A 19,864-nucleotide genomic window follows, 5' to 3' on the forward strand; every position below is an offset into this window, starting at 1 on the left:
ACATGGTTCTGCTCGAATCGATCGGTCAAAGGGATGGATGGGGCCATGGACCTGCGTCACCTGAGGTATTTCCTCGCTGTCGCCGAGACCCGCAACTTCACGCAGGCGGCGGCCAGTTGCTACGTCGCGCAGTCCGCCCTGAGCCAGCAGATCGCCCGGCTGGAGAAGGACGTGGGCGCCCGGCTGTTCAGCCGCACCAGCCGTTCCGTACGGCTCACGGCCGCCGGGGAACTCCTCGAACCGCTGGCCCGTCGCGTCCTCGCCGACGTCGACAACGCCCAGGCGGCCCTCGATGCCCTGTCCGGGCTGCGGCGCGGGCGGCTGCGCCTCGGACTGGTCCAGACCCGGGCCTCCTCGGTCGACCTGGTCGAGGTGATGGCCGACTACCACGCCCGCTACCCGGGCATCGACTTCCATGTGACCAACGCGCCCAGCGCGCAGATGGCGGCGTCGGTCCTGGCCGGTGACCTGGACATCGCGGTCGTAGGCCTTGGACCGCGCCAAGTCCCGGAAGGGCTCGACCACTTGGTGCTGGCCGTCGACCCGCTGATGCTGATCGTGCCGGCCGATCACGCCCTGGCCGACCGCGACACCGTCGACCTGGCGGATCTGCCGGAGAGCCATCAGCTCATCCAGTTCACCCGGGGCAGCGGGCTGCGCCGCCAGGTGGAGGCGGCCTTCGCGCGCGCCGGGGTGGAACCCGGCCAGCACTTCCAGGTCGGCCAGATCCACGACATGATCCGGCTGGCCGCGCGGGGCATCGGCGTGACGGTCGTACCGCGCTCGTCCGTGTTCACCGACTCCGTGCCGGGCTCCGACCCCCAGGACTCCCTGCCGTACGGCGCCCGCGCGCTCCGGGTCGCGGACGAGGCGGCCGTCCACACCATCTGCGCGGTCCACGACAGCAAGCGGCTGGCGCCGGCCGCCGCCGCGTTCCTCGAGGTGGTGGAGCGGCACGCGGTCAACGCCCGGGGCGATCAATCGCCCTGACAGATCGCTGCGTCCGCATCCATATGTTGGACGGAACGCTCCCGTGGGGCGAGGCTCGTAGAGAGCCGGGAGACCGGGAGACCTCCAGCGATGGGAGCACTGCCATGTCCGCCGTACTGCGGGACGCGTGGGCCACGGTCGTCCCCGACATGAAGGACCGGCACGGCCCCCTCCCTCCCCTGATGCTCGCGCTCACGGTGGTGACCGGGCTCGTGGACGCCTTCAGCTATCTCGTCCTGGGCCATGTCTTCGTCGCGAACATGACCGGCAACGTCGTCTTCTCCGGCTTCGCGATCGCCGGCGCGGCCGGTTTCTCACTGGCCGCGTCCCTCGCCGCGCTGGCCGCGTTCGCCGCCGGCGCCCTGCTCGGCGGCCGGCTCGCCCACGGGGCGGGCGCCCACCGGGGGCGGGTCCTGCACCTGGCGCTGCTGCTGGAGACGACCCTGGTCCTGGCGGCGTACGTCGTGGCACAGACCACCGACACCGCGCACGTGAGCACAGCGGTCCAATACACCTTGATCGCGCTCCTCGGCCTGGCGATGGGCGTGCAGAACGCCACCGCCCGTGCCCTGGCCGTACCCGATCTGACCACGACCGTGCTGACGCTCACCATCACCGGAGTGGCGGCGGACAGCCGGCTCGCGGGCGGCAAGGGCAGCAAGGTGGGCCGGCGGCTGCTGTCGGCGGCGGCGATGTTCGCGGGCGGTCTGGCCGGTGCCGTGGCGGTCGAGCACGGCGGCCGGGCGCTGCCCCTGCTGTTCGCCGCGCTGCTGCTGGTGGCGGCCTCCGTCACCGCGTTCGTACTGACCCGCTCCGACGCCTCGTGGACGAAGCCGCTGTGACCGGGAACCGGCGCACGCTGCACTCGGCCCTCCTCGAACTCGCCCTGACCGCGGTCATGTTGTTCGTCGTGGCCACCACGGTCCGCTGGCTGCTGGGCACCCTCGACCCGGCGGCGGGCGGCTGGTGGAACGTTCCAGAGCGCCGGCTCCTCGCCGTGGCCCCGCTCTCCGGCTACACGGTCACCGCCGTCATGCTCTCCCCCTGGGGCAGGGTGACCGGCGGCCACATCAACCCGGCGATCACCCTCGCGATGTGGCGCTACGGCCGCACACCGGGCCGCGATGTCGCGCCGTTCATCGCCGGACAACTGGTCGGTTCGCTGCTCGGCATCGCGGCCGGACGACTGGTCTGGGGGCCGGTGTTCGCCTCCCCCGCCGTGGACTTCGCCGTCATCAGGCCCGCCCCCGGCTGGAGTTGGGCCGCCGTCGCCGTGATCGAGGCCGCCACGATGTTCGTCATCGTCGCCGTCGCCGGAGTCGCCGTCGCCAGCCGCCGACTCGGCCCGTTCACCCCCTGGGCGGTCGGCACGATGATCACCGCCCAGATCATCGCCTTCGGCACCCTGTCCGGCGGAATCGCCAACCCTGCACGGGAGTTCGGCCCGGCGCTGCTCTCGGGAGACCTCTCCCTCCTGCCGGCCTACCTCCTCGCCCCGCCGCTCGGCGCGCTCGCGGCGACGGTCGTGGTCAACCGGATCTACACCCGCCGTCGCACCCCCGCACGGACACCGGCCGACCGCGCACCGGCCCCGGCTCCGCACCCGTAGACGTACGCCTTCCGCGAGACGGAAGACCCATTGCCGCGCCGCGCCCCCCGTCCCGAAGACGTGGCCACCACCACAGACGGAAGCCGCAACGATGCCGCACATGACCGCCTTCGCCAGGAACCAGTGGTACAGCTAGCGCATCTTTCTGACCTGCGCTTGTGTGGGGGCGATGAGGCTGTGACCTGCTAGGACGGGTTGCAGAGGCGAGCGGAGGCAGTCAGAGGAAATCGCTCTGATTCGACCCCGGTTCGACCCGGGCCACTCAGAGGCAGTCAGAGGCAGCGACCTCTGCAACTAGCCTCTGAGGGGCTTGAGTTGGCCGATGTGGATCACGGGTGTGCGGCTCTGGCGGTGCTCTGACTCGACCTCGGTCGAGCTGCGATGGGGACGCCTGCACCTGATCACCGGCTTCCTCTCCCTTACCCTCGCGGAAGCCATCGAGACGGTCACCTCGGCGGACGGCCTGACTGCCGTAATTCCGGTCTTCTCGGCGTCGTGCCGCGACCCTTCAAGTCGTTCCTCGACGTCATCGGCAACGACGCCCTCACCGGAAAGCCTGTACTGGCCACGGCGACCGCCGGTACGGCCCGCCACTCGCTCGCCCTGAAACACGCACTGCGTCCGCTCTTGGCCTACCTGCCCGCGATCGTCGTACCCACAGCGGTGTACGCGGGCCGCGAGGACTGGGGCGGCAACGGTGTCCGCTCACGGTCACGCTCCCCAACCGGATTGCGCGGCCGGCGAGTTGGCTGGCCTGCTGCACGGGCGAGCCGGTTCCGCCGCCCGGACGACGGCGGACGACGTCACCGTCGTACCGTTCGCGGCGCAGCACCAATGCGCGCCGACACCGCACGCCACCGTGCCCGCCTGCTGGCAGCCGCGGCCGGACCGGTAGCCAAGGACGGTGTCAAACACGTCACCGCGGACGCGGTCGCCCGCGCCGCCCCGATGGGCAAGGGGCAGATGCGAGGTGGTCCCTCCAGCGCAGCCGACAGCAGAGGCGCTGAGCCCGGCAGTCGGCTCCCTGTCCCAAGATCCGGACTATACGCGGGCCAACTCCGCCCCTCTGACCTCAGGATCGACTGTTTTCGCAGGTCAACGAGGTGTTGAGCTTATACCACCAGCAGACCAAGGATCTTCTGGTGTCGTACTCGCCGAAGAAGCTCGGCTTCTTCTAGACAGCGGCAAAGGGCACCTGATCTGGGCAACACGGAATCCCGTCGTATCTCCGCCAACTCGTGGCTCGTCGGCGCGGCGGGCGACAACCCGGAGCGCTGCTCGGCGACCTGGCCGGGATGTCGGGTCGGCGCGTCCACCCGGAGGGTTTCCGTTCGATGCCGCGTGGCTCTCAGCGGCGTCAGGCGACCTGGTGCGTAATCTCACGCTGTCGTCAGCCGAATCGTCTCCCAGCCGAATCAGGAGAAGACCCATCGCCGAGCCGAAGCCCGAGGATGCTGGGACCGCTCCGGGAAAACAGCCCAAAGAGGCCGACCAGTTGAGGGAGATGCTGCGTCGGCCCGAGTATCGGCGGGCGCTGGTGTTCTGCGGCCTGATCGGCATCCCGGTGTCGTTGCTCGCGTTCTGGTTTCTCGTTCTGCTCCAGGAGCTGGAGAACCTGATCTGGGTGGACTGGCCGCACGATCTCGGGTGGAGCGATCCGCCATGGTGGTGGCCGCTTCCCCTGGCTCTGGTGTCGGGTGCGGTCGTCGCCCTGGTCGTCCTGCGTTTCCCCGGCAGGGGCGGGCACATTCCGGCGGGGGGCCTGCATGCCGGAGGGGCCTCGAAGGCGGCTGTTCCCGGAGTGGCCGTCGCCGCGCTGGCCAGCCTGCCGCTGGGCGCCGCGCTCGGGCCCGAGGCGCCCCTGATCGCGATCGGCGGTGGTCTGGCGCTGGTTTTCCGGGATCTCGTACGGGCCCCCGCGACCGATGCGAGCACGGCACTGCTCGGTGCTGCCGGCGCCGCGGCTGCCATCTCCGCGATCTTCGGCAGTCCGCTGGTCGCTGCAGTGCTGCTGATGGAAGTGGCCGGAGTCGGTGGGCCGCAGTTGTTCGCGGTGATGCTCCCCGCCCTGCTCTCCAGTGGAGTCGGCGCCATCGTCTTCACCGGCTTCGGCCACTGGACCGGACTAAATGCGGAGAGTCTCGACATCGGGCTGCCCGCTCCGCCCCTCCTCGACGTCGGCGACGTGGCGTGGTCGACGCTGATGGCGCTCGCCATCGGGGCAGCCATCCACGGGATCATGGTGGGCGGACGGATCGCGGCGCGCTTCGTGTCCGCGCATCCGTTGCGGAACACGGTGCTCTGCGCACTCGGTGCGGCCGGCTGCGCGGCGCTCTACGCCGTCATCACCGGCCGTTCGCCGTCCGAGGTGACGCTGTCCGGCCAGACCACCCTGTCGCGACTCGCCGCCGATCCCCACGCGTGGTCGGTCGGCAGTCTGGTGGCGGTCCTGGTGTTCAAGGGTGTCGCGTACACGCTCTGCCTGGGAAGCCTTCGTGGCGGGCCGACCTTCCCCTCACTGTTCCTCGGTGGTGCGGTCGGGGTCCTGCTCTCACCGCTGCCCGGGCTCGGCGTCGTACCGGGTATGGCGGCGGGTATGGCGGCCGCATCCGCCGCCGCGCTCCGGCTGCCCGTCAGCTGTGTGGTGCTGGTCGTCCTCATGGTGGGCAACTCGGAGACCGTCCCCGTGATCGTGCTCGCCACGGTGGTGTCGTTCGTGACCACGGAGTTGCTGCCGCAGGGGCCGGGGATCCCGCCGTTCAGCGCGAGAACCGGTCGAGCGCCTCGTCCAGCGTCGTTGCGGCCATGATGAGGGAGAGATGGGTGAACGCCTGGGGGAAGTTGCCGAGTTGCTCACCGCTGGGGCCGATCTCCTCGGCGAACAGGCCGACGTGGTTCGCGTACGTCTGCATCTTCTCGAAGGTGTAGCGGGCCTGCGGGAGCCGCCCCGCGCGGGCGAGGGCGTCGACGTACAGGAACGTGCACAGGCTGAACGTGCCTTCGGAGCCGCGCAGTCCGTCGGGGGAGGCCTGGGGGTCGTACCGGTAGACGAGGCTGTCGGAGACGAGGACACGCTCCATGGCGTCCAGAGTGTTGAGCCAGCCGGGGCTGCGGGGTGGCACGAATCCCACCCGGGGGGCCAGCAGCAGGGAGGCGTCCAGGACGTCGCCGCCGTAGTGCTGGACCATGGCGTGTTCCTTCTCGTTCCAGCCGTGTTCCATGACCTGTTCGAAGATTTCGTCGCGGGCCTGTGTCCAGCGCACGGTGTCGGCCGGCCTGCTGAACTCGGCCGCCAGCTTCAGAGCGCGGTCGAAGGCGGTCCAGCACATCACCCGGCTGTAGGTGAAGTCCTTGCGTCCGCCCCGGGTCTCCCAGATGCCCTCATCGGGCCGGTCCCAGGAGTCGGCGAGCCAGTCGAGGGTGCGGGTCAGGCTCTTCCACCCGTGGTAGCCCGCCTGTTCGCCGATCTTGCGGCCCTCGGCCAGGGCGTAGAGGGCCTCGCCGTAGATGTCGAGCTGCAGTTGGTCGGAGGCGGCGTTGCCGACCCGGACCGGGTAGGAGCCGCGGTAGCCCTCGAAGTGGTCCAGGATCTCCTCGGTCAGATGCGGGTCGCCGTCGACCCGGTACATGATCTGGAGGGGTTCGCCGTCCGGGCCTTCGCGCGCGCCCAGACGGTCGGCGAGCCAGTGGGTGAAGCTGGTCGCCTCTTCGACGTAGCCGAGGTCGAGCAGGGCCCGCACCGAGAGGGAGCCGTCCCGGACCCAGGTGTACCGGTAGTCCCAGTTGCGCTCGCCGCCGACCTGCTCGGGCAGTCCCATGGTGGCGGCGGCGACCGGCGCGCCGCTGGGGGCGTAGGTGAGGAGCTTGAGGGTGATCGCCGAGCGGTGCACCATCTCCGTCCAGCGGCCGTGGTAGTTCGAGGTGCGCACCCACTTCTGCCAGAAGTCGATGTTTTTCCAGAGCTCTTCGGTGATCCCTTCGGTAGTGGGTGGCGGCGGCGCCTCCCCGTCCTGCGCGCACACCGTGAACACCACGGCCGCCGCCTCGCCGTCATGGAGGGTGATGCTGCCCCGGACGTCCTGCCCGTCCCGTTCGAGCGGGATGCTGCCCTGGAGGTAGGCGGTCGTGCCCGGGGCCCGGAACGTCGCCGTGTCGGCCGTCACGTCGAGTTCGTGGGTGGCCCGCGCGTAGTCGAACCGCGGCCGGCATTCGAGGCCGAAGCGTACGGTGCCGCGCACCGAGCGTACGACGCGCACCAGTTGGTGCCGGTCGGTCGCCGTCGAGCCCGTTAGCACCGGCATGTGATCGACGACCTCGCCGACTCCGTCGGGTGACATGAAGCGGGTCACCACGATGGCCGTGTCCGGGTAGTAGAGCTGCTTCCAGGTGCCCTCTGGACGCTCGGGCGCGAGGCGGAAATAGCCGCCGCCGTCGTGGTCGAGCAGAGAGGCGAAGACGCTGGGCGAGTCGAAGCGCGGTGCCGCGAACCAGTCGATCACACCCTGGGACGACACCAGGGCCGCGGTCTGCAGATCCCCGACGAGCCCGTGGTCGGCGATGGGCGGGTAGCGATCCATGAAGGTCTCCTTGCCGGTCTCCTGGTCAGGCTGCTTCAGCCACCACCCGCCCTGTACGGACGGCGTCGACGAGTGCCTGGTGGTCCTTCTCGTTCTGGTCGGCGTAGTGCTCGGCGAAGGTCACCAGCGCGCGGTCGAAGGAGTCGCCTCCGCCCAGATACGCGGCGATGGCGATCCGGTCGCCCGACCTCGCGTGCGCGCGGGCCAGCGTGGCGCCGCACAGCTCGCCGAAGGTCCGCATTCCGGCCGGCACCATCGCCTCGGGTTCGGCGATGCCCTTCCAGTCCCGCAACTGCCGTACGTAGAAGTCACGTCGGCGACCGTCGATCCCGTCGACCGTCTCCCAGCCGAGGAAGATGTCGCTGGTGGCCTGCATGAGCCGCTGCCCGGAGACCACACGCTCGCCCTGCGTCCCGTAGGCGCTGGCGCCGGCGAAGGGCGCCAGCACCGACTGGTCGGCCTCCTTGGCCTGCAGGAGCAGCGGATCCTTGTCGTCCCGGCCGAGCAGGAGCACGATCCAGCAGCGCGTGCCCACGCTGCCGACCCCGACCACCTTGCGGGCCATGTCGGTCACCCGGTACTGCTCCAGCAGGGACCGCCGGTCCGACGGCAGAGTGCGGCCGTACCGTTCGATCAGCCGGTGGATCTCCTGCTCCATCGCCTCGCGTTCGACGCCCTGGAGCAGATCCTGCAGCGGCGTGATCAGCGGCGGAACGGCGGCGATGCGGGCCTGCCCGTCGACGATGTGGGTGAGCTTGCCGAATGCCTGGAGACTGTCCCGGCTGCGCGCCTTGGTCACCGCCTGCGACCAGCGGTCGCGGGCCCGTGCGCTCAGCTCCGGGCCGAAGTGCTCCCGCACCCACGCCTCGTCGAACTGGGCGTACCACACGTCGAGGTTGCCCATCTTGGCGAAGCGCCGCATCCACTCGCGGTAGGACCCCACCGTCGCCCGTACGATGCCGGCCCGCTCCTTGTCGCTGAAGTCGTTCGCCCGGCCCGCGATGACGAAACTCGCGGACAGGCGCTTCACGTCCCACTCCCATGGGCCGGGCAACGTCTCGTCGAAGTCGTTGATGTCGAACATCATGCGGCGCTCGGGCGAGGCCAGCAGCCGGAAGTTCAGCAGGTGCGCGTCCCCGCACAACTGCGCCCTGATCCCGGACCGGGGAGTGTCGGCGAGATCCCCGGCCATGATGGCCGCGGCCCCGCGGTAGAAGCGGAACGGTGACTCGGTCATCCGCCCGTAGCGGATCGGTACGAGTTCGGGAACCCGCGTCGCCGACTGCGCCTCGATGATGTCCACCGGGTCGGGCCGTTTCACCGTGGGAGCGAACTCGGCGTGGCTGGAGCGAGGTACGGATTCCCGGGCGTTCTTGCCCAGCGCGGCACGCTCCTGAGGTGTGCGGTGGCGGATGTCACTGTCGTCCGGGTGGTTGGAGGTCATTGCAGTCTCTCCGCGATGTGGTCGCCGACGCGCAGGGCGTTGGCGATGGCGGTCAACGAGGGGTTGACCGCTCCGATACTCGGAAAGAAGCTCGTGTCGACGACGTAGAGGTTGTCGAGGTCGTGGGCCTTGCAGTTGACGTCCAGCGCGGAGCTTTCGGGGTCGTGGCCGAAGCGGACCGTGCCCGCCTGATGCGCGGTGGCACCGATGGGCATGCCCTTGTGCAGGTAGATGCTGTGCGACAGCAGGTGGTGCTCGTGCATGCCCAAGTGGCCGAGCATGCTTTGCAGTTTGTGCCGCAGGCGCTTCAGCCCGGCGATGTTGTTCTTCTCGTCGAGGGCCAGGTGGATGCCGCCGTCCCGGTCCAGGGTGACGCGGTTCTCGGCGACGGGCAGATCCTCTCCGCACAGCCAGAAGTCGACCGCGTGGTGGGCGAGCACCTCGAAGGGCATGTCGGGAGCGACGGCCCCGGCCCAACGGGGCGCTTCGCCGTGGATCTGCTCGGAGTCGGACTTGCCCAGCATCTGGATGCCGCCGAGGGGGTAGTCCCAGTCGTCGGACCCCAGATACCAGTCGTGCAGTGCCAGGGTCTTCTGGAACTTGGTGTCGTTGGGTTCCTTGGACACGGCCATCAGGGCCAGGTTGTTGTGGCGCATATAGTGCCTGCCCACCACGTCCGAGCTGTTGCCCAGGCCCTGCGGATGCCGGTCGTTGGCCGAACGCAGCAGCAGGACGGCCGAGTTGACCGCTCCACAGGCGACGACCACGATGTCGGCGCTGAACTCCACGGTGGAAGGGTCCCCGTCACCCACCGTTGCGATGACCGAGGTGACACTGCGGCCAGTCGCATCCGTGTCGAGGCGACGCACGTCCGCGTGGGTGACCATCTCGACGTTGGCGTGTGCGAGGGCGGGGTCGACGCAGATGACCTGCGCGTCGGACTTCGCGCCGACCAGGCAGGGAAAGCCGTCGACCCGGTCGCAGCGGATGCAGGCGCTGGTGTGCGTGGCCCGTCCCCGGTCGTCCTGGGTGAGGTTCACCCCGATCGGAAGGTGGAAGGGGTGCAGCCCCTGCTTCTCCAGATCGTGGCTCAGCTGCTGGATGCGCGGCTCGTGCTGGACCGGCGGGTGGGCGTACTGGGCGCTGGTGGGGCCCTCCGTCGGGTCCTCGCCGTGCCGGCCGTGGACGAGGTAGAGGTGTTCGGCCTGCGTGTAGTACGGCTCCAGTTCCTCGTAACTCAGTGGCCAGGCCGGGGAGACGCCGTCGTGGTGCCGGAGTTCGCCGAAGTCCTCGGGGCGCATACGGAAAAGCGCGGCGCCGTAGAACTTGGTGTTGCCGCCCACGTAGTAATTGACCTCGGGTGGGAACTGGTTTCCGTTCTTGTCGTACCAGAACTCCGGAGCGCGGTATTTCCCTTTGACGAAGACGGCGGTGGATTCCCAGTTGTCGCGTTCGCGGGGCAGATAGTCTCCGCGTTCGAGAAGGAGGATCCGTTTTCCGCTGGGAGCCAGCCGGTGGGCGATGGTGCCACCGCCCGCACCGGTGCCGATGATGATGACGTCGTAGTGTCGTTCGTCGGTCATGCCGGCCACCGTCCTCGGAGCATGCTCCGGTCCGCCGGGTGAAGGGAACGTCTGGTCCAACTACCAACGTATCCCCGGGTGATATTTCCGGCGACTTGGACTAATCGGGTGAACCGAAACGCCGGGACACCGCGGGTTCCCGGGCGATGACCGCGCCGGCGGTGATGCAGAGGGCCACCACCACGCAGAGTCCGATCAGCCACGACAACACGGTGAAGACCGCGCCGAGCGATCCGTACCGGTCCAGGCTGCGGTTGAGCGCGGTGGGCACGTACAGCTTCGCGATCACCGCCAGTGCGGTCATGGCCACCCCGGTGAGGACCGCCCCGGGCAGCAGGGGCATCCAGGGGACGCGCGCGGCCAGCAGCAGGTGCTGGGTCCACCACCACACGCCCACCTGTACGGCCAGCAGGAGCGGCAGGCCCAGCCACAGCCCCACGCCGAATCCGTCCCGCAGCGGCCCCTGCAGAGCGACGACGACAATCCAGACCGCGATCCACACGGGCCATCTCCAGGCGGCGACCCGGGCGCCCGCACTCGGCATCCGCCAGGCCCGTTGGCACAGCCGCTGCATCGCACGGCTGCAGGCGGTGGCGGAGAGCAGCACCATCAGCGCGCTCACCACCCCGGTGCTCTGCTGCAGAGTGGCGGGATCTGCCTGGTAGACCTTCTTCAGCTGCTGGTCGGCGGAGCCGCTGATGCCGAGAACGTCGTGCACCGAAGTGATGATCTGGTTGCGCACCCCTTGCGGAGCGAAGGAGGCGACCAGGAAGAGCAGGGGGACGGCGGTCAGGAATGCCTGGGCCGCCAGCCGCGTCGCGGAGTCCAGCAGGTTCACCGCGATCAGGTGGGAGGCGAGGCGGGTGATCACCGGGAACCGCTCCTCGGCGGTGCTCCGCAGCCGCAGCAGCCGGACCCGCAGCTCCGCCGCCCGGGCACGCCAACGGCTCGTCCCGCCGTCCGTGGGCGGGCCGGATTCTCTGCCTGCGCGCATGCTGCTCCCGAGGTCGCCTCCGGGCGCCACGCCCCGAGGCATGACGGCCTCACCAGAGTGTCGCCCGGGGCGGCCGACAGGGCCTGCGGCGCGAACGCCGATGTGCCGTACGGGTGAGGAGACCGCCGGTGGCGTTTCGGCGGGCATCGCGGATTTGTGAACGCGTGCCAGGGCGGTGACGATCAGACCATGGGCGATTGCTGCGCCGTAGCGAGGCTCGCGAGGCCGGGCGGGGGCAGCAATGGTTCTTGATCTGGTTCTCATCGGCCTGGCGATCACCCTGGACCCGCTGCCGGTCACCGCATTCGTCCTGGTGCTGTCGGCGCGGGGCGGGATCTGGAAGGGCCTGTCCTTTGTCCTCGCGTGGCTGGCCGGCTTCGTCGCGGCCGCCAAACTGGCCATCGGCGTCGGGCTCGTCTGGTACGCGGACCACGCCCGCCGCAGAAGGGGCAAGAGGCAGAAGTCCCCCGGGCCGATGTCACGACTCGACCGGATCTCCCCGTGGACGGCGGCCGGGCTGGCCCTGCTGCTCCAGCAGTGGGGGATGGTGGCCGCCGGCGCCGCCACCGTGGTGGAGGCCGACCTCTCCCATGCCGCCGGGTACGCGGCCTTGATGGGCTACTGCCTGCCGGCCACCTCCAGCCTGCTGGCCGGAGATCTACGCGACCTTCGCCCCCGAGTCGGCCCGGGTGCGGCTCGGGAGGCTGCGTACGTGGCTGGAGGACCATCAGGACCAGGCGATCGTGAGTCTGTCACTGCTGCTGGGGCTGTACCTGGTCGGCAAGAGCATCTACCAGCTGACCGGCTGAGCCGTGGGACGCCGGACGATCACTCGTCCGCCATCAGCCGTCACAGGATCGCGAGGGGATTGACCGGCGAGCCGGTGGCCGCCGGCAGCCGGAGAGGGGCGATCACACAAAGGAACGACCAGCGGGCTTCTTGCACGCAGATGGGCGCGAGGTCCTCGAACCGCAGATAGTCGAGCAGATGCAGTCCCATCGCGTGGACGGCGAGCACATGCACCGGGAACGCAACTCCCTCCACCGGGCTGGGGGCCGTGTCGCTGTTGCCGTCACTGCCGAGTACGGCCACCTCCCGCTCGGCCAGGAACTCCATGGCGGTCGGATGGAGTCCGGCACGGGCATCGGCCACATCCCAGGGGCCGAGCTCCTCACGGCGTCGGCGGTGTCCGACCCGTACGAGGAGAATGTCGCCCCGGCCGACCCGGACCCCCTGCCGTGCTTCGGCGGCGGCGAGGTCCTCGGCTCTCACGTTCGCTCCGGGTTCGAGCCAGCGGACACCGTGCAGCCGGGGGATGTCGAGGAGGACGCCGCGTCCGACGATGCCGTCGCGGGCCAGGTCGACGGAGAGGGCGCTCGCTCCGTCCGGCGACAGGGCGCCCGCCGCCGGTACACCGCCGTGCAGGGTGCCGTCGTAGATGACATGGCACAGCGCGTCGAGGTGACTGTCCACATCACCGTGGATGTCCATGGCGAAGCGGTCCCGCGCGAATTCGAGGCCCTGCGCCGCTGGTTCGGCGTCGGGCGGAGCAGTGAGCCAGTGCTCGGCCGGAGCGGCGTCGTCAGGCCCGGTACGGGTGTTCACGGGGGCGGCAAGCGACACCGTACGTCCCGACCGCACCTCGCGGACGGCCGCCAGCACCTGCTCCCCGGTGATCGTGTCCAGGGCGCCCCGGTGAGTGGCGCCGCCGGGAGCCGTGCCGCGCAGGTGGCGGTGGAGCGACCGGAAGTCGGCCTCGCTCAGCTCGTCGGGCGTTCGCATACCCCCACCCTCCGGCAGGCGCCGGATTCCGGCACACCGAGTTGCCGGGCTCAGGAACCGCCGCGTTAATGGATGGGCGCCCCGGTCGGGGCCGTAGCCGCCGCATCGAACCGATCCGCGGAGGTCCGGATGGACATGATCCATGTCCGCGCGGTGTGCCCGCCGGACCTCACGGAACGCACCATGGCCCTGCTGAGCGCCGAGCCGTGCGTCCTGAACCTGCTCCTGCAGACAGGCAGCGTACGCAAGCCCGAGGGCGACGCCATAGAGTGCGACGTGCTGACCGGAGCCGCGAACGAGGTGCTGCGCGGTCTGCGGGACCTCGGACTGGAACACCGTGGCTCCCTCGTCCTCGATCCGGTGGACACGGTCTTCTCGGATCGTGCGGTCAAGGCCGGGGCCGAGGAGCTCGGGGCCCGGCTGCGCGCGCCGGTGTGGGAGCAGGTGGAGGCGCGGATCCGGGCGGAGGGCAGATACCCGCCGAGCTTCTACCTCTTCCTGGTCATCGCCGGACTCATCGGCGCGGTGGGCATCATCACCAACTCCCAGATCCTCATCGTCGCGGCCATGGTGGTCGGACCCGAGTACGGGGCCATCACCAGCATCGCGCTCGGAATCGACCACCGCGCCCGGCCGAGAATCGAGCAGGGCCTCGTGGCGCTGCTCGTGGGCTTCCTGATGGCCGTTGCCGCGACCCTCCTCTTCGCCCTCCTCGTCCGGGGCTTCGGACTGCAGCCGAGGGCCTTCGAGCTGGGGCTGAGGCCCGTCTCAAATCTGATCAACACCCCTAACTTCTTCTCGGCCACGGTGGCGGTGCTGGCCGGGGTCGTCGGCATCGTCTCGCTTGCCGAGGCCCGGACGAGCGCACTGCTCGGCGTCTTCATCTCGGTGACCACGATTCCGGCGGCGGCGGACATCGGCGTCTCGTCGGCGTTCGGCAGCTGGGACGAGGCCTGGGGTTCCCTGCTGCAACTGCTGCTCAACATCGGCGTACTGATCGTGGTCGGGACCGGCACACTCAAGTGCCAGCGGGCGATCTGGCGCCGGGTGAGCGCACGCTGGCGCTAAGCGCTCCGCCGCCTGTGTCGATGTGCGGCTCCGCCGCGGGGCCGCGATGTGCCGTCGGTCCCCTGCGGCGCCGTCGCGGCTGGTCGCTCCCCCAAGTTCTCGACTTCACCGGACCTGCTCAGCGGGCGGTCAGGCCGAGGGCGTAGGAGCAGTGTCGCTGTCGCTGCCCGTGTCCAGGAACTCGCGGATCGCCAAGGCGACCAGCACGATCACCACCGTCCACACCACGACCGCTGTGGGCGGGTAGCTCCAGGTGAGCAGCACGATCGCGGCGACCAGGAGGATCACCCTGCCGATCCACTGCTTGTAGCGGTGCACGAACCGGCCGACCGCGCCCAGCCGGAGCCCCGCCGACACGGCGACGTCGCGCAGAGCGCCGATACCCCTGCCACAGCCCGTACGGACCAGGACGGCGGCGCGGGACGGACCCGTGAGGAAGGCGCCGATGGCCGTCACGAGAGCGAGCGCACCGACCGCCCGCACGCCGGCGCGCAGAAACTTGACCAGCGAGTCGAACACCGCGCCGGCAGCGGCCTCGGACGCCCCGGCAGGCAGATGGTTGAGATAGACCGTCCGTAGGAGGCTGAGCGTGATGCCGAGCAACAACATGGCGGCGAACACCCCCAGAGCGGCCCCGACCAGGGCCCGGCGACGGTGGACAGCCAGGTAGACACCCGCGGCGGCGATCAGTACGGCGATGATGGGGAGCCAGCTGCCGATGATTTCCAGCACCCTCAGATACCACTTGATCTTGCCGACGTCCTTGGACGCGAAGACCACGAACTCCGTGTGAACGGTCGAGATCCGAGCGGCCTGCTGGAAGCCGGCACTGACCAGTCGGTCCTTGACCTGGGCCACGATCGGTCCCACGTCAATGGCGACCTGACCGTCCTTGACGGACACCGCACCGTCCGCCTTGCCCGTGAGGGCCTTGTCCACGGCGTTGTGGGCCGCGCGGTTCGCGTTCACCCAGACCTTGTCGAAGGCTTCGCTGGAGACCACCCGCTCCACGGTGCCGCTGACCAGGCTCTTCAGCCCGCTCCTGTTCGGTCCGTCCAGATTGCCGATCAGCTTGGCCGCCTTCGGCTGGACACCCTTCTGCTTCGCCGCCTGTTCCAGTTGATTGACCAGCCCGTCCACGTCGACCTGTGCCAGGACCGCGTTGGTCACGCGCTTGGTGACCGCCTTCTGCACGTCCGGGTTGCTCGCCAGCGGCCCCACGGTGGCGACGTAGCGGTCGGTGTCCCGCACGATGCTGTTGGCCCAGACCGAGACGACGGCGAGCAGGGACAAGAGCGAGGCGAAGAGAATGAGCAGGAACGATCCCGTCGACCGGAGCCTGCTCGCCGCCGGGCGGGCCTGCGGAGTGATCGTCCGAGTCTGGTGGGGGCACGCTACTGGTCATGGCCCCAGGAGATCCGTACGGATCCGATCCGGCGGCCTGGAGGGGCCCGGCGGGGTGAACGCCGTACCGAGGTGCGGCGACTCCTGTCCGATGCTGCAATGCAACGCGGAAACCCGGGGGGATGCCCGCTGCCGTGACCACCCAGGGGTGAAGCCGTGAACGACGAATTCGTCGAAATGGGACCGATCGACTATGTGGTCGTCGAGTTTCCCGGTAACCGAATGACCGGTGAGGGCTTTCCGCTGCTGGTGCGTCCTCCGGCCTGCTGGGCCAGGACGACATCGAGGAGGCGGGGGCCGCCCTGAAGCCCGGCAATGCGGCCGGAATCCTGATCTACGAGAACCTGTGGGCCGCGCCCTTCGCCACCGCGCTGCGACGCGGCGGTGCGCAGCTGGTCGCGTCCGGGCGGATCCCTGTACCGACAGTCGTGGCCGCGCTGGACGCAACGGAACCCGGGCGTCCGCCGACGAGGTAGAGACTCGGCCACTGCGGGTCAGCCGGCCGGGCTCGGTGACGTGTCCTCGTCCGCGCGGGCATCTCCATCTCAGCGACCGTCAGCCCCCACTCCCTGCGGCACGTGCTGCTGCCGACACTGGGGCTCGTGGCGGTCCTCCTCCTCGTGACCCGGCCCCTGGTGGCGGCCGTGTCGGCGCTGCGGACCGATCTGACAGCCGGGGAAACGGGCTTCCCGGGATGGATGGCGCCGCGCGGCATCGTGGCCGCGGCCACCGCCTCGACATTCTCGGCCACGCTCGTCGACAAGGGAATCGGAGGCGCCGCGAAGATCCTGCCGGCCACATTCGCGGTGATCGTCGCCACGGTCATGCTGTACGGGCTGAGCGCGGCGCCCGTGGCGAGACGGTTGGGCGTGGTGCGCTCGGCGCGCTCCAGACCGTTGCTCGTGGGCGGTGATCCATGGGTGGTCGATCTGGGCGGGCCCTGCGGTCGGCGGGACTGGACGTGGTCATGTGGGCGGGGCGCGAGGCAGAGCGCGACAGCATCCGCGCCGCCGGGATCGACCTCGCCCCCGGGGAGCTGTTCGCCGCGGCCACCGGGGCCGAGAACCCGGGCGTCATCGCCCCCCACGCAGGCGGTCAGGTGCTCTTCGATCCGGACCTGACCTGACCCGAACCGGCTCGCCGCCGCGCGCGGGGCGCCTGTGTCGTGACGCGTCGCGTCGCGTCGATGGCGCCCTTCCGGCCGGGCACCGGATGCTGTTCCTGGTACGGGGTGACGGCCGGCTCCTCCCCTTCACCCCTGGCGGCGGCCCGACGCCTCGGCCGGGAGACGTCGCCGTACTCCTCAGGGCCTGACCCCTCAACTGCCTGTGCGCTCGCCGCAGTGCGCGACGGCGGCCCGCACCCGGCTGAGATGCGCCGGAAGATCGACGGTGGCGTCCAGGGTCATACCCGGCTCGTCCGGTTCCAGCGCCTCCAGCGTCGCGAACTGCGAGTCGACCAGCCCGGCGGGCATGAAGTGACCGGTGCGCCGGGACACCCGGTCCCATGCGGTATCCCGGTCCAGGGCGAGGTACAGACACCAGAGCCGTCCGCCCGCGGCCGACCGAAGCTCGTCGCGGTAGGCGCGCTTGAGGGCCGAACAGGCGATGACCAGCCCCTCGCGGGCCTTGGCGGACTGACGGATGCGCTCGGCGAGGGCACGCAACCAGGGCTTGCGGTCAGCGTCGTCCAGGGCGTGGCCGACGCTCATCTTCACGATGTTCGCTGCCGGATGGAAGTCGTCGCCCTCGACGAACGGCACTCCGAGCTGCTCGGCGACTGCCTTGCCGACGGTGGTCTTCCCGGAACCCGACACACCCAGGACCACCACGATCGGCGGCCCGTTCGCGGCGCCGGTCACAGGTTCCCGGGTCCCGGTCACGGACTCTCGGGCTCGCGTCCGGCCGCCGTCTGCCGCAGGTCCGCCGCGGTGAGGGGCTGGAGGGCCCCGCGGGTGTCGAGCCGGTAGAGCAGGACGAGGGGCGGTCCTACGAGCACCACCGCGACGATCGTGACCAGCATCAGCCAGCGCAGCGTCGTGGATGCGCCGGCCGCCTGGGACACGGTAAGCGACGTGGGGATGAGATAGGGACGCTGGGCCAGCCCCCACGCCACGACGACGAGGGCAACGCTGCCGACCGCCGTGACCCTCGCCCATCCCGTCGCCGCGCGGTACAGCAGCCCGGCGGTTGCCAACGCGCTGACGGCGGCCATGAGGACGAGGGCGAGACCGATTCCACTGGTCAGCCCGTCATAGACATAGCGGGCGTCGTCGTGGGTCACGGCGAGGCCGACGACCGCCAGGACAGCGATGACGCCGAGGCTGCACCAGGCCCGCAACCGGAAGTAGCCGACGAGGTCGGGGGTGTCGAAGCGGCGGGCGTCGGCGGTGAGGAACACCGCTCCGAGGAACGCGGTAGCGGCGATGGTCAGCAGCCCGGCGATCACGGACGTCCCGTTGGACCACGCGTCGGCGGACGCCTCCGTGCCGGGAGCCACCCGGCCCGTGGCGAGACCCCCGACTGCCGCTCCGAGGAAGAAGGGCGTCAGGAGTGAGGAGACGGCGAAGACGGCGCCGTAGACCCTGCGGCGGGCGAGACTCCGGGTGGGCTTGCGCAGGGCGAACCCGGCGCCGCGCAGCACGAGTCCGACGGCCGCGAGCGCCAACGGGAGCCACATGGCCGAGAAGAGGGTCTGGAACAGGACCGGGAAGCCGGTCCACATGATGACCAGGACGAAGATGAGCCAGACGTTGTTGGTCTCCCAGACGGGTTCCATGGAGTGGTCGATGAGCCACCTGGGGCGTCTGCCCCGGGCGGCTCCGCCCGCCACGAGGTCCCAGAATCCGGCACCGTAGTCCGTGCCGCCGGCACACGCGTAGGCGGCCACCGCGGCCAGCAGCACCCAGGCGACGACGTCCTCGATCATTCGTCTCCCCCGCTCCTGCCCGTGTCCCTTTCCCTGCCTCCGGTCGTGGACAACAGGCGAGGCCCGTAAGGGGTGTCGCCCTCCAGATCCCCGGCCGCGGCTCCCGCGAGAGCGCCCTCGTCGGCCAGCCGCCACCGGCGGCTCATCTTCACAAGGACGGCGAGAAAGGAGCCCAGGACGAGTACGTACACCACCACGACGACGCCGAACATCGCCCAGAGAGACGCGGCACGGGTGCCGGTGACCGCCTGCGAGACCCGCATGTTCTGGTAGACGATCCAGGGCTGCCTGCCCACCTCGGTGGTGATCCAGCCGCACTCCACGGTCAGCAGGCAGGCGGCGCCGGCCACCGCGGCGCACCGGAAGAACCACCGTGACCTGGGCAGGTCACGGCGGCGCAGCCAGCACCATCCGTACCAGAGCGCGAGCAGGATGAGCAGGCTTCCGATGGTCACCATGATGTCGAACGCCCAATGCGCGATGGTGGCCTGAGTGGCCGTCGGCCGGTCGCTCGCGGGGACCGAGGACAGGCCCGTGACCTTGGTGTCGGCGCTGAATCCGGCCAGGATCGAGTCCAGTTGGGGGATTTTGATCCCGCCGGAGATCGACCCGTCCGGATGCATGCGTCCGAACATGTACTCCGGCACGTGGGTGTCGGTCTTCCAGACGATCTCGCTGGCCGCGAACTTGATCGGCTGCTTGTGGAAGACGGAGCGCGCGATCGAGTCGCCGAGCATGAACTGCACGGGGGTGAGGATCGCGGCGACAGTGAACGGCACGGTGAAGCCGAGCCGGTGATAGCGGTCCCGGCGGCCCCGCAGCAGGCCGACCGCGTACACCCCAGCGACGACATACCCGGCGGTCAGGATCACACCGACCACGAAGTGCCAGTACTCCGGACCGAGCATCGGCGTGAAGACCGCCTTGCGCACGTCGACGTCCACGGGGTTGCCGGACGAGTCGAGCGTGAATCCGCGCGGGGTGTTCATCCAGGCGTTCGCGGCCACGATGCCGAACGCCCCCATCAGGGCGGCCAGCGGCAGCGGCAGGCCCAGCCAGAAGTGCGTCCACGGCTTGAGCCTGCGCCAGCCGTACAGATAGATCGCGATGAGGATCGCTTCGAGGAAGAACGCCCACGCCTCGACCCCGAAGCCGAGCCCGAAGACATCGCCCCACCGGCCCATCATCCCCGGCCACAACAGGCCGAATTCGAAGGACAGGACCGTGCCGGTGACGATGCCGATGGCGAACTGGACGGCCATGACCGCCGACCAGCGCCGCGCGAGCAGCAGGGCGACGGCGTCGCCCTTGCGCAGCCCGCGGTAGTGCATCAGGAGGGTGATGGCGGGCAGCGCCACTCCGAAGGGTACGAGCAGGATGTGGGAGGCCAGGGTGAAGGCCATCAGTTCCCGGGCCGGCAGAAGCTGTGGCGGCCCGTCCGCCAGAAAGTGGTCGATCGCGCTGTTCACATGGTCCTCGGTGGCT

General features: G+C 69.9%; 16 protein-coding genes and 1 pseudogene. 8 read left to right on the top strand and 9 right to left on the bottom strand.

Translation table 11 applies throughout. From position 1 onward, the window contains the following. The first annotated feature begins 45 nt into the window (after positions 1 to 45). The 5 genes from OH768_RS09155 (at position 46) to OH768_RS09175 (ending at position 5,408) form a co-directional block, all read left to right on the top strand. Positions 46 to 990: a LysR family transcriptional regulator gene (locus OH768_RS09155; protein ID WP_406451856.1), complete on the top strand. Its 945-nt coding sequence runs from the start codon at positions 46 to 48 to the stop codon at positions 988 to 990. A gap of 104 nt (positions 991 to 1,094) precedes the next feature. Beyond that, positions 1,095 to 1,832 (top strand): YoaK family protein, encoded by a 738-nt coding sequence (locus OH768_RS09160; RefSeq protein WP_406451858.1) that lies wholly within the window; start codon positions 1,095 to 1,097, stop codon positions 1,830 to 1,832. Next, positions 1,829 to 2,599 carry an MIP/aquaporin family protein gene (locus tag OH768_RS09165; RefSeq protein ID WP_406451860.1) on the top strand — a complete coding sequence of 257 codons (771 nt, stop codon included), beginning with the start codon at positions 1,829 to 1,831 and terminating at the stop codon, positions 2,597 to 2,599. The genes OH768_RS09160 and OH768_RS09165 overlap by 4 nt, the downstream gene beginning before the upstream one ends. Before the next feature lie 381 nt (positions 2,600 to 2,980). Beyond that, positions 2,981 to 3,709 carry an NAD(P)H-dependent oxidoreductase gene (locus OH768_RS09170; RefSeq protein ID WP_406451862.1) on the top strand — a complete coding sequence of 243 codons (729 nt, stop codon included), beginning with the start codon at positions 2,981 to 2,983 and terminating at the stop codon, positions 3,707 to 3,709. 394 nt (positions 3,710 to 4,103) lie between these two features. Beyond that, complete coding sequence (locus OH768_RS09175; RefSeq protein WP_406451864.1) at positions 4,104 to 5,408, top strand: chloride channel protein; 1,305 nt, start codon at positions 4,104 to 4,106, stop codon at positions 5,406 to 5,408. Here OH768_RS09175 and OH768_RS09180 read toward each other — a convergent pair. The 5 genes from OH768_RS09180 to OH768_RS09200 form a co-directional block, all read right to left on the bottom strand. Continuing rightward, a complete protein-coding gene (locus tag OH768_RS09180) occupies positions 5,359 to 7,176 on the bottom strand; it encodes a glycoside hydrolase family 15 protein (protein ID WP_406451866.1) in 1,818 nt (605 codons plus the stop codon). The two genes, OH768_RS09175 and OH768_RS09180, sit on opposite strands and share 50 nt — an antisense overlap. A gap of 25 nt (positions 7,177 to 7,201) precedes the next feature. Then, the gene (locus tag OH768_RS09185) at positions 7,202 to 8,620 is read right to left on the bottom strand and encodes a DUF2252 domain-containing protein (RefSeq protein WP_406451868.1); all 1,419 of its coding nucleotides are present in this window, start codon (positions 8,618 to 8,620) and stop codon (positions 7,202 to 7,204) included. Beyond that, positions 8,617 to 10,203 (bottom strand): GMC oxidoreductase, encoded by a 1,587-nt coding sequence (locus tag OH768_RS09190; protein ID WP_406451870.1) that lies wholly within the window; start codon positions 10,201 to 10,203, stop codon positions 8,617 to 8,619. Before OH768_RS09190 ends, OH768_RS09185 begins: the two co-directional genes overlap by 4 nt. Before the next feature lie 100 nt (positions 10,204 to 10,303). Continuing rightward, positions 10,304 to 11,197, bottom strand: coding sequence for a YhjD/YihY/BrkB family envelope integrity protein (locus OH768_RS09195; RefSeq protein ID WP_406451872.1), 894 nt, complete (start codon positions 11,195 to 11,197; stop codon positions 10,304 to 10,306). Between the two features lie 849 nt (positions 11,198 to 12,046). Further along, a complete protein-coding gene (locus OH768_RS09200) occupies positions 12,047 to 12,979 on the bottom strand; it encodes a cyclase family protein (protein WP_406451874.1) in 933 nt (310 codons plus the stop codon). A gap of 129 nt (positions 12,980 to 13,108) precedes the next feature. Here OH768_RS09200 and OH768_RS09205 point away from each other — a divergent pair, with 129 nt between their 5' ends. Continuing rightward, positions 13,109 to 14,047, top strand: a complete 939-nt coding sequence (locus tag OH768_RS09205) for a DUF389 domain-containing protein (RefSeq protein WP_406451876.1) — start codon at positions 13,109 to 13,111, stop codon at positions 14,045 to 14,047. 129 nt (positions 14,048 to 14,176) lie between these two features. Here the strand turns inward: OH768_RS09205 and OH768_RS09210 are convergent, their stop codons facing one another. Continuing rightward, entirely contained in the window at positions 14,177 to 15,340 is a 1,164-nt protein-coding gene (locus OH768_RS09210; RefSeq protein ID WP_406451878.1) for a hypothetical protein, read from the bottom strand. A gap of 288 nt (positions 15,341 to 15,628) precedes the next feature. Between OH768_RS09210 and OH768_RS09215 the strand changes: the two are divergent. Next, positions 15,629 to 15,927 (top strand): annotated as a pseudogene (locus OH768_RS09215) (DUF6325 family protein). Between the two features lie 440 nt (positions 15,928 to 16,367). Beyond that, positions 16,368 to 16,577 (top strand): hypothetical protein, encoded by a 210-nt coding sequence (locus tag OH768_RS09220; protein ID WP_406451880.1) that lies wholly within the window; start codon positions 16,368 to 16,370, stop codon positions 16,575 to 16,577. A gap of 192 nt (positions 16,578 to 16,769) precedes the next feature. Here the strand turns inward: OH768_RS09220 and OH768_RS09225 are convergent, their stop codons facing one another. From OH768_RS09225 to OH768_RS09235, 3 genes are read right to left on the bottom strand one after another with little or no spacing between them, the layout of a single operon-like run. Next, positions 16,770 to 17,312: a gluconokinase gene (locus tag OH768_RS09225; RefSeq protein ID WP_406451882.1), complete on the bottom strand. Its 543-nt coding sequence runs from the start codon at positions 17,310 to 17,312 to the stop codon at positions 16,770 to 16,772. Positions 17,313 to 17,329: 17 nt separating this feature from the next. Further along, positions 17,330 to 18,379 (bottom strand): cytochrome d ubiquinol oxidase subunit II, encoded by a 1,050-nt coding sequence (locus OH768_RS09230; RefSeq protein ID WP_406451884.1) that lies wholly within the window; start codon positions 18,377 to 18,379, stop codon positions 17,330 to 17,332. After that, positions 18,376 to 19,848 carry a cytochrome ubiquinol oxidase subunit I gene (locus tag OH768_RS09235; RefSeq protein ID WP_406451886.1) on the bottom strand — a complete coding sequence of 491 codons (1,473 nt, stop codon included), beginning with the start codon at positions 19,846 to 19,848 and terminating at the stop codon, positions 18,376 to 18,378. The genes OH768_RS09230 and OH768_RS09235 overlap by 4 nt, the downstream gene beginning before the upstream one ends. Between the last annotated feature and the right edge of the window lie 16 nt (positions 19,849 to 19,864).

The organism is Streptomyces sp. NBC_01622, from assembly GCF_045209635.1.
GTDB lineage: Bacteria > Actinomycetota > Actinomycetes > Streptomycetales > Streptomycetaceae > Streptomyces.

Bases quoted from the DNA above. Each gene is read 5' to 3' on its own strand.
- OH768_RS09155 (WP_406451856.1), top strand. From the start codon at position 46: ATGGACCTGCGTCACCTGAGGTATTTCCTCGCTGTCGCCGAGACCCGC.
- OH768_RS09160 (WP_406451858.1), top strand. From the start codon at position 1,095: ATGTCCGCCGTACTGCGGGACGCGTGGGCCACGGTCGTCCCCGACATG.
- OH768_RS09170 (WP_406451862.1), top strand. From the start codon at position 2,981: ATGGGGACGCCTGCACCTGATCACCGGCTTCCTCTCCCTTACCCTCGC.
- OH768_RS09175 (WP_406451864.1), top strand. From the start codon at position 4,104: ATGCTGCGTCGGCCCGAGTATCGGCGGGCGCTGGTGTTCTGCGGCCTG.
- OH768_RS09180 (WP_406451866.1), bottom strand. From the start codon at position 7,176: ATGGATCGCTACCCGCCCATCGCCGACCACGGGCTCGTCGGGGATCTG.
- OH768_RS09185 (WP_406451868.1), bottom strand. From the start codon at position 8,620: ATGACCTCCAACCACCCGGACGACAGTGACATCCGCCACCGCACACCT.
- OH768_RS09190 (WP_406451870.1), bottom strand. From the start codon at position 10,203: ATGACCGACGAACGACACTACGACGTCATCATCATCGGCACCGGTGCG.
- OH768_RS09195 (WP_406451872.1), bottom strand. From the start codon at position 11,197: ATGCGCGCAGGCAGAGAATCCGGCCCGCCCACGGACGGCGGGACGAGC.
- OH768_RS09200 (WP_406451874.1), bottom strand. From the start codon at position 12,979: ATGCGAACGCCCGACGAGCTGAGCGAGGCCGACTTCCGGTCGCTCCAC.
- OH768_RS09205 (WP_406451876.1), top strand. From the start codon at position 13,109: ATGGACATGATCCATGTCCGCGCGGTGTGCCCGCCGGACCTCACGGAA.
- OH768_RS09220 (WP_406451880.1), top strand. From the start codon at position 16,368: ATGGGTGGTCGATCTGGGCGGGCCCTGCGGTCGGCGGGACTGGACGTG.
- OH768_RS09230 (WP_406451884.1), bottom strand. From the start codon at position 18,379: ATGATCGAGGACGTCGTCGCCTGGGTGCTGCTGGCCGCGGTGGCCGCC.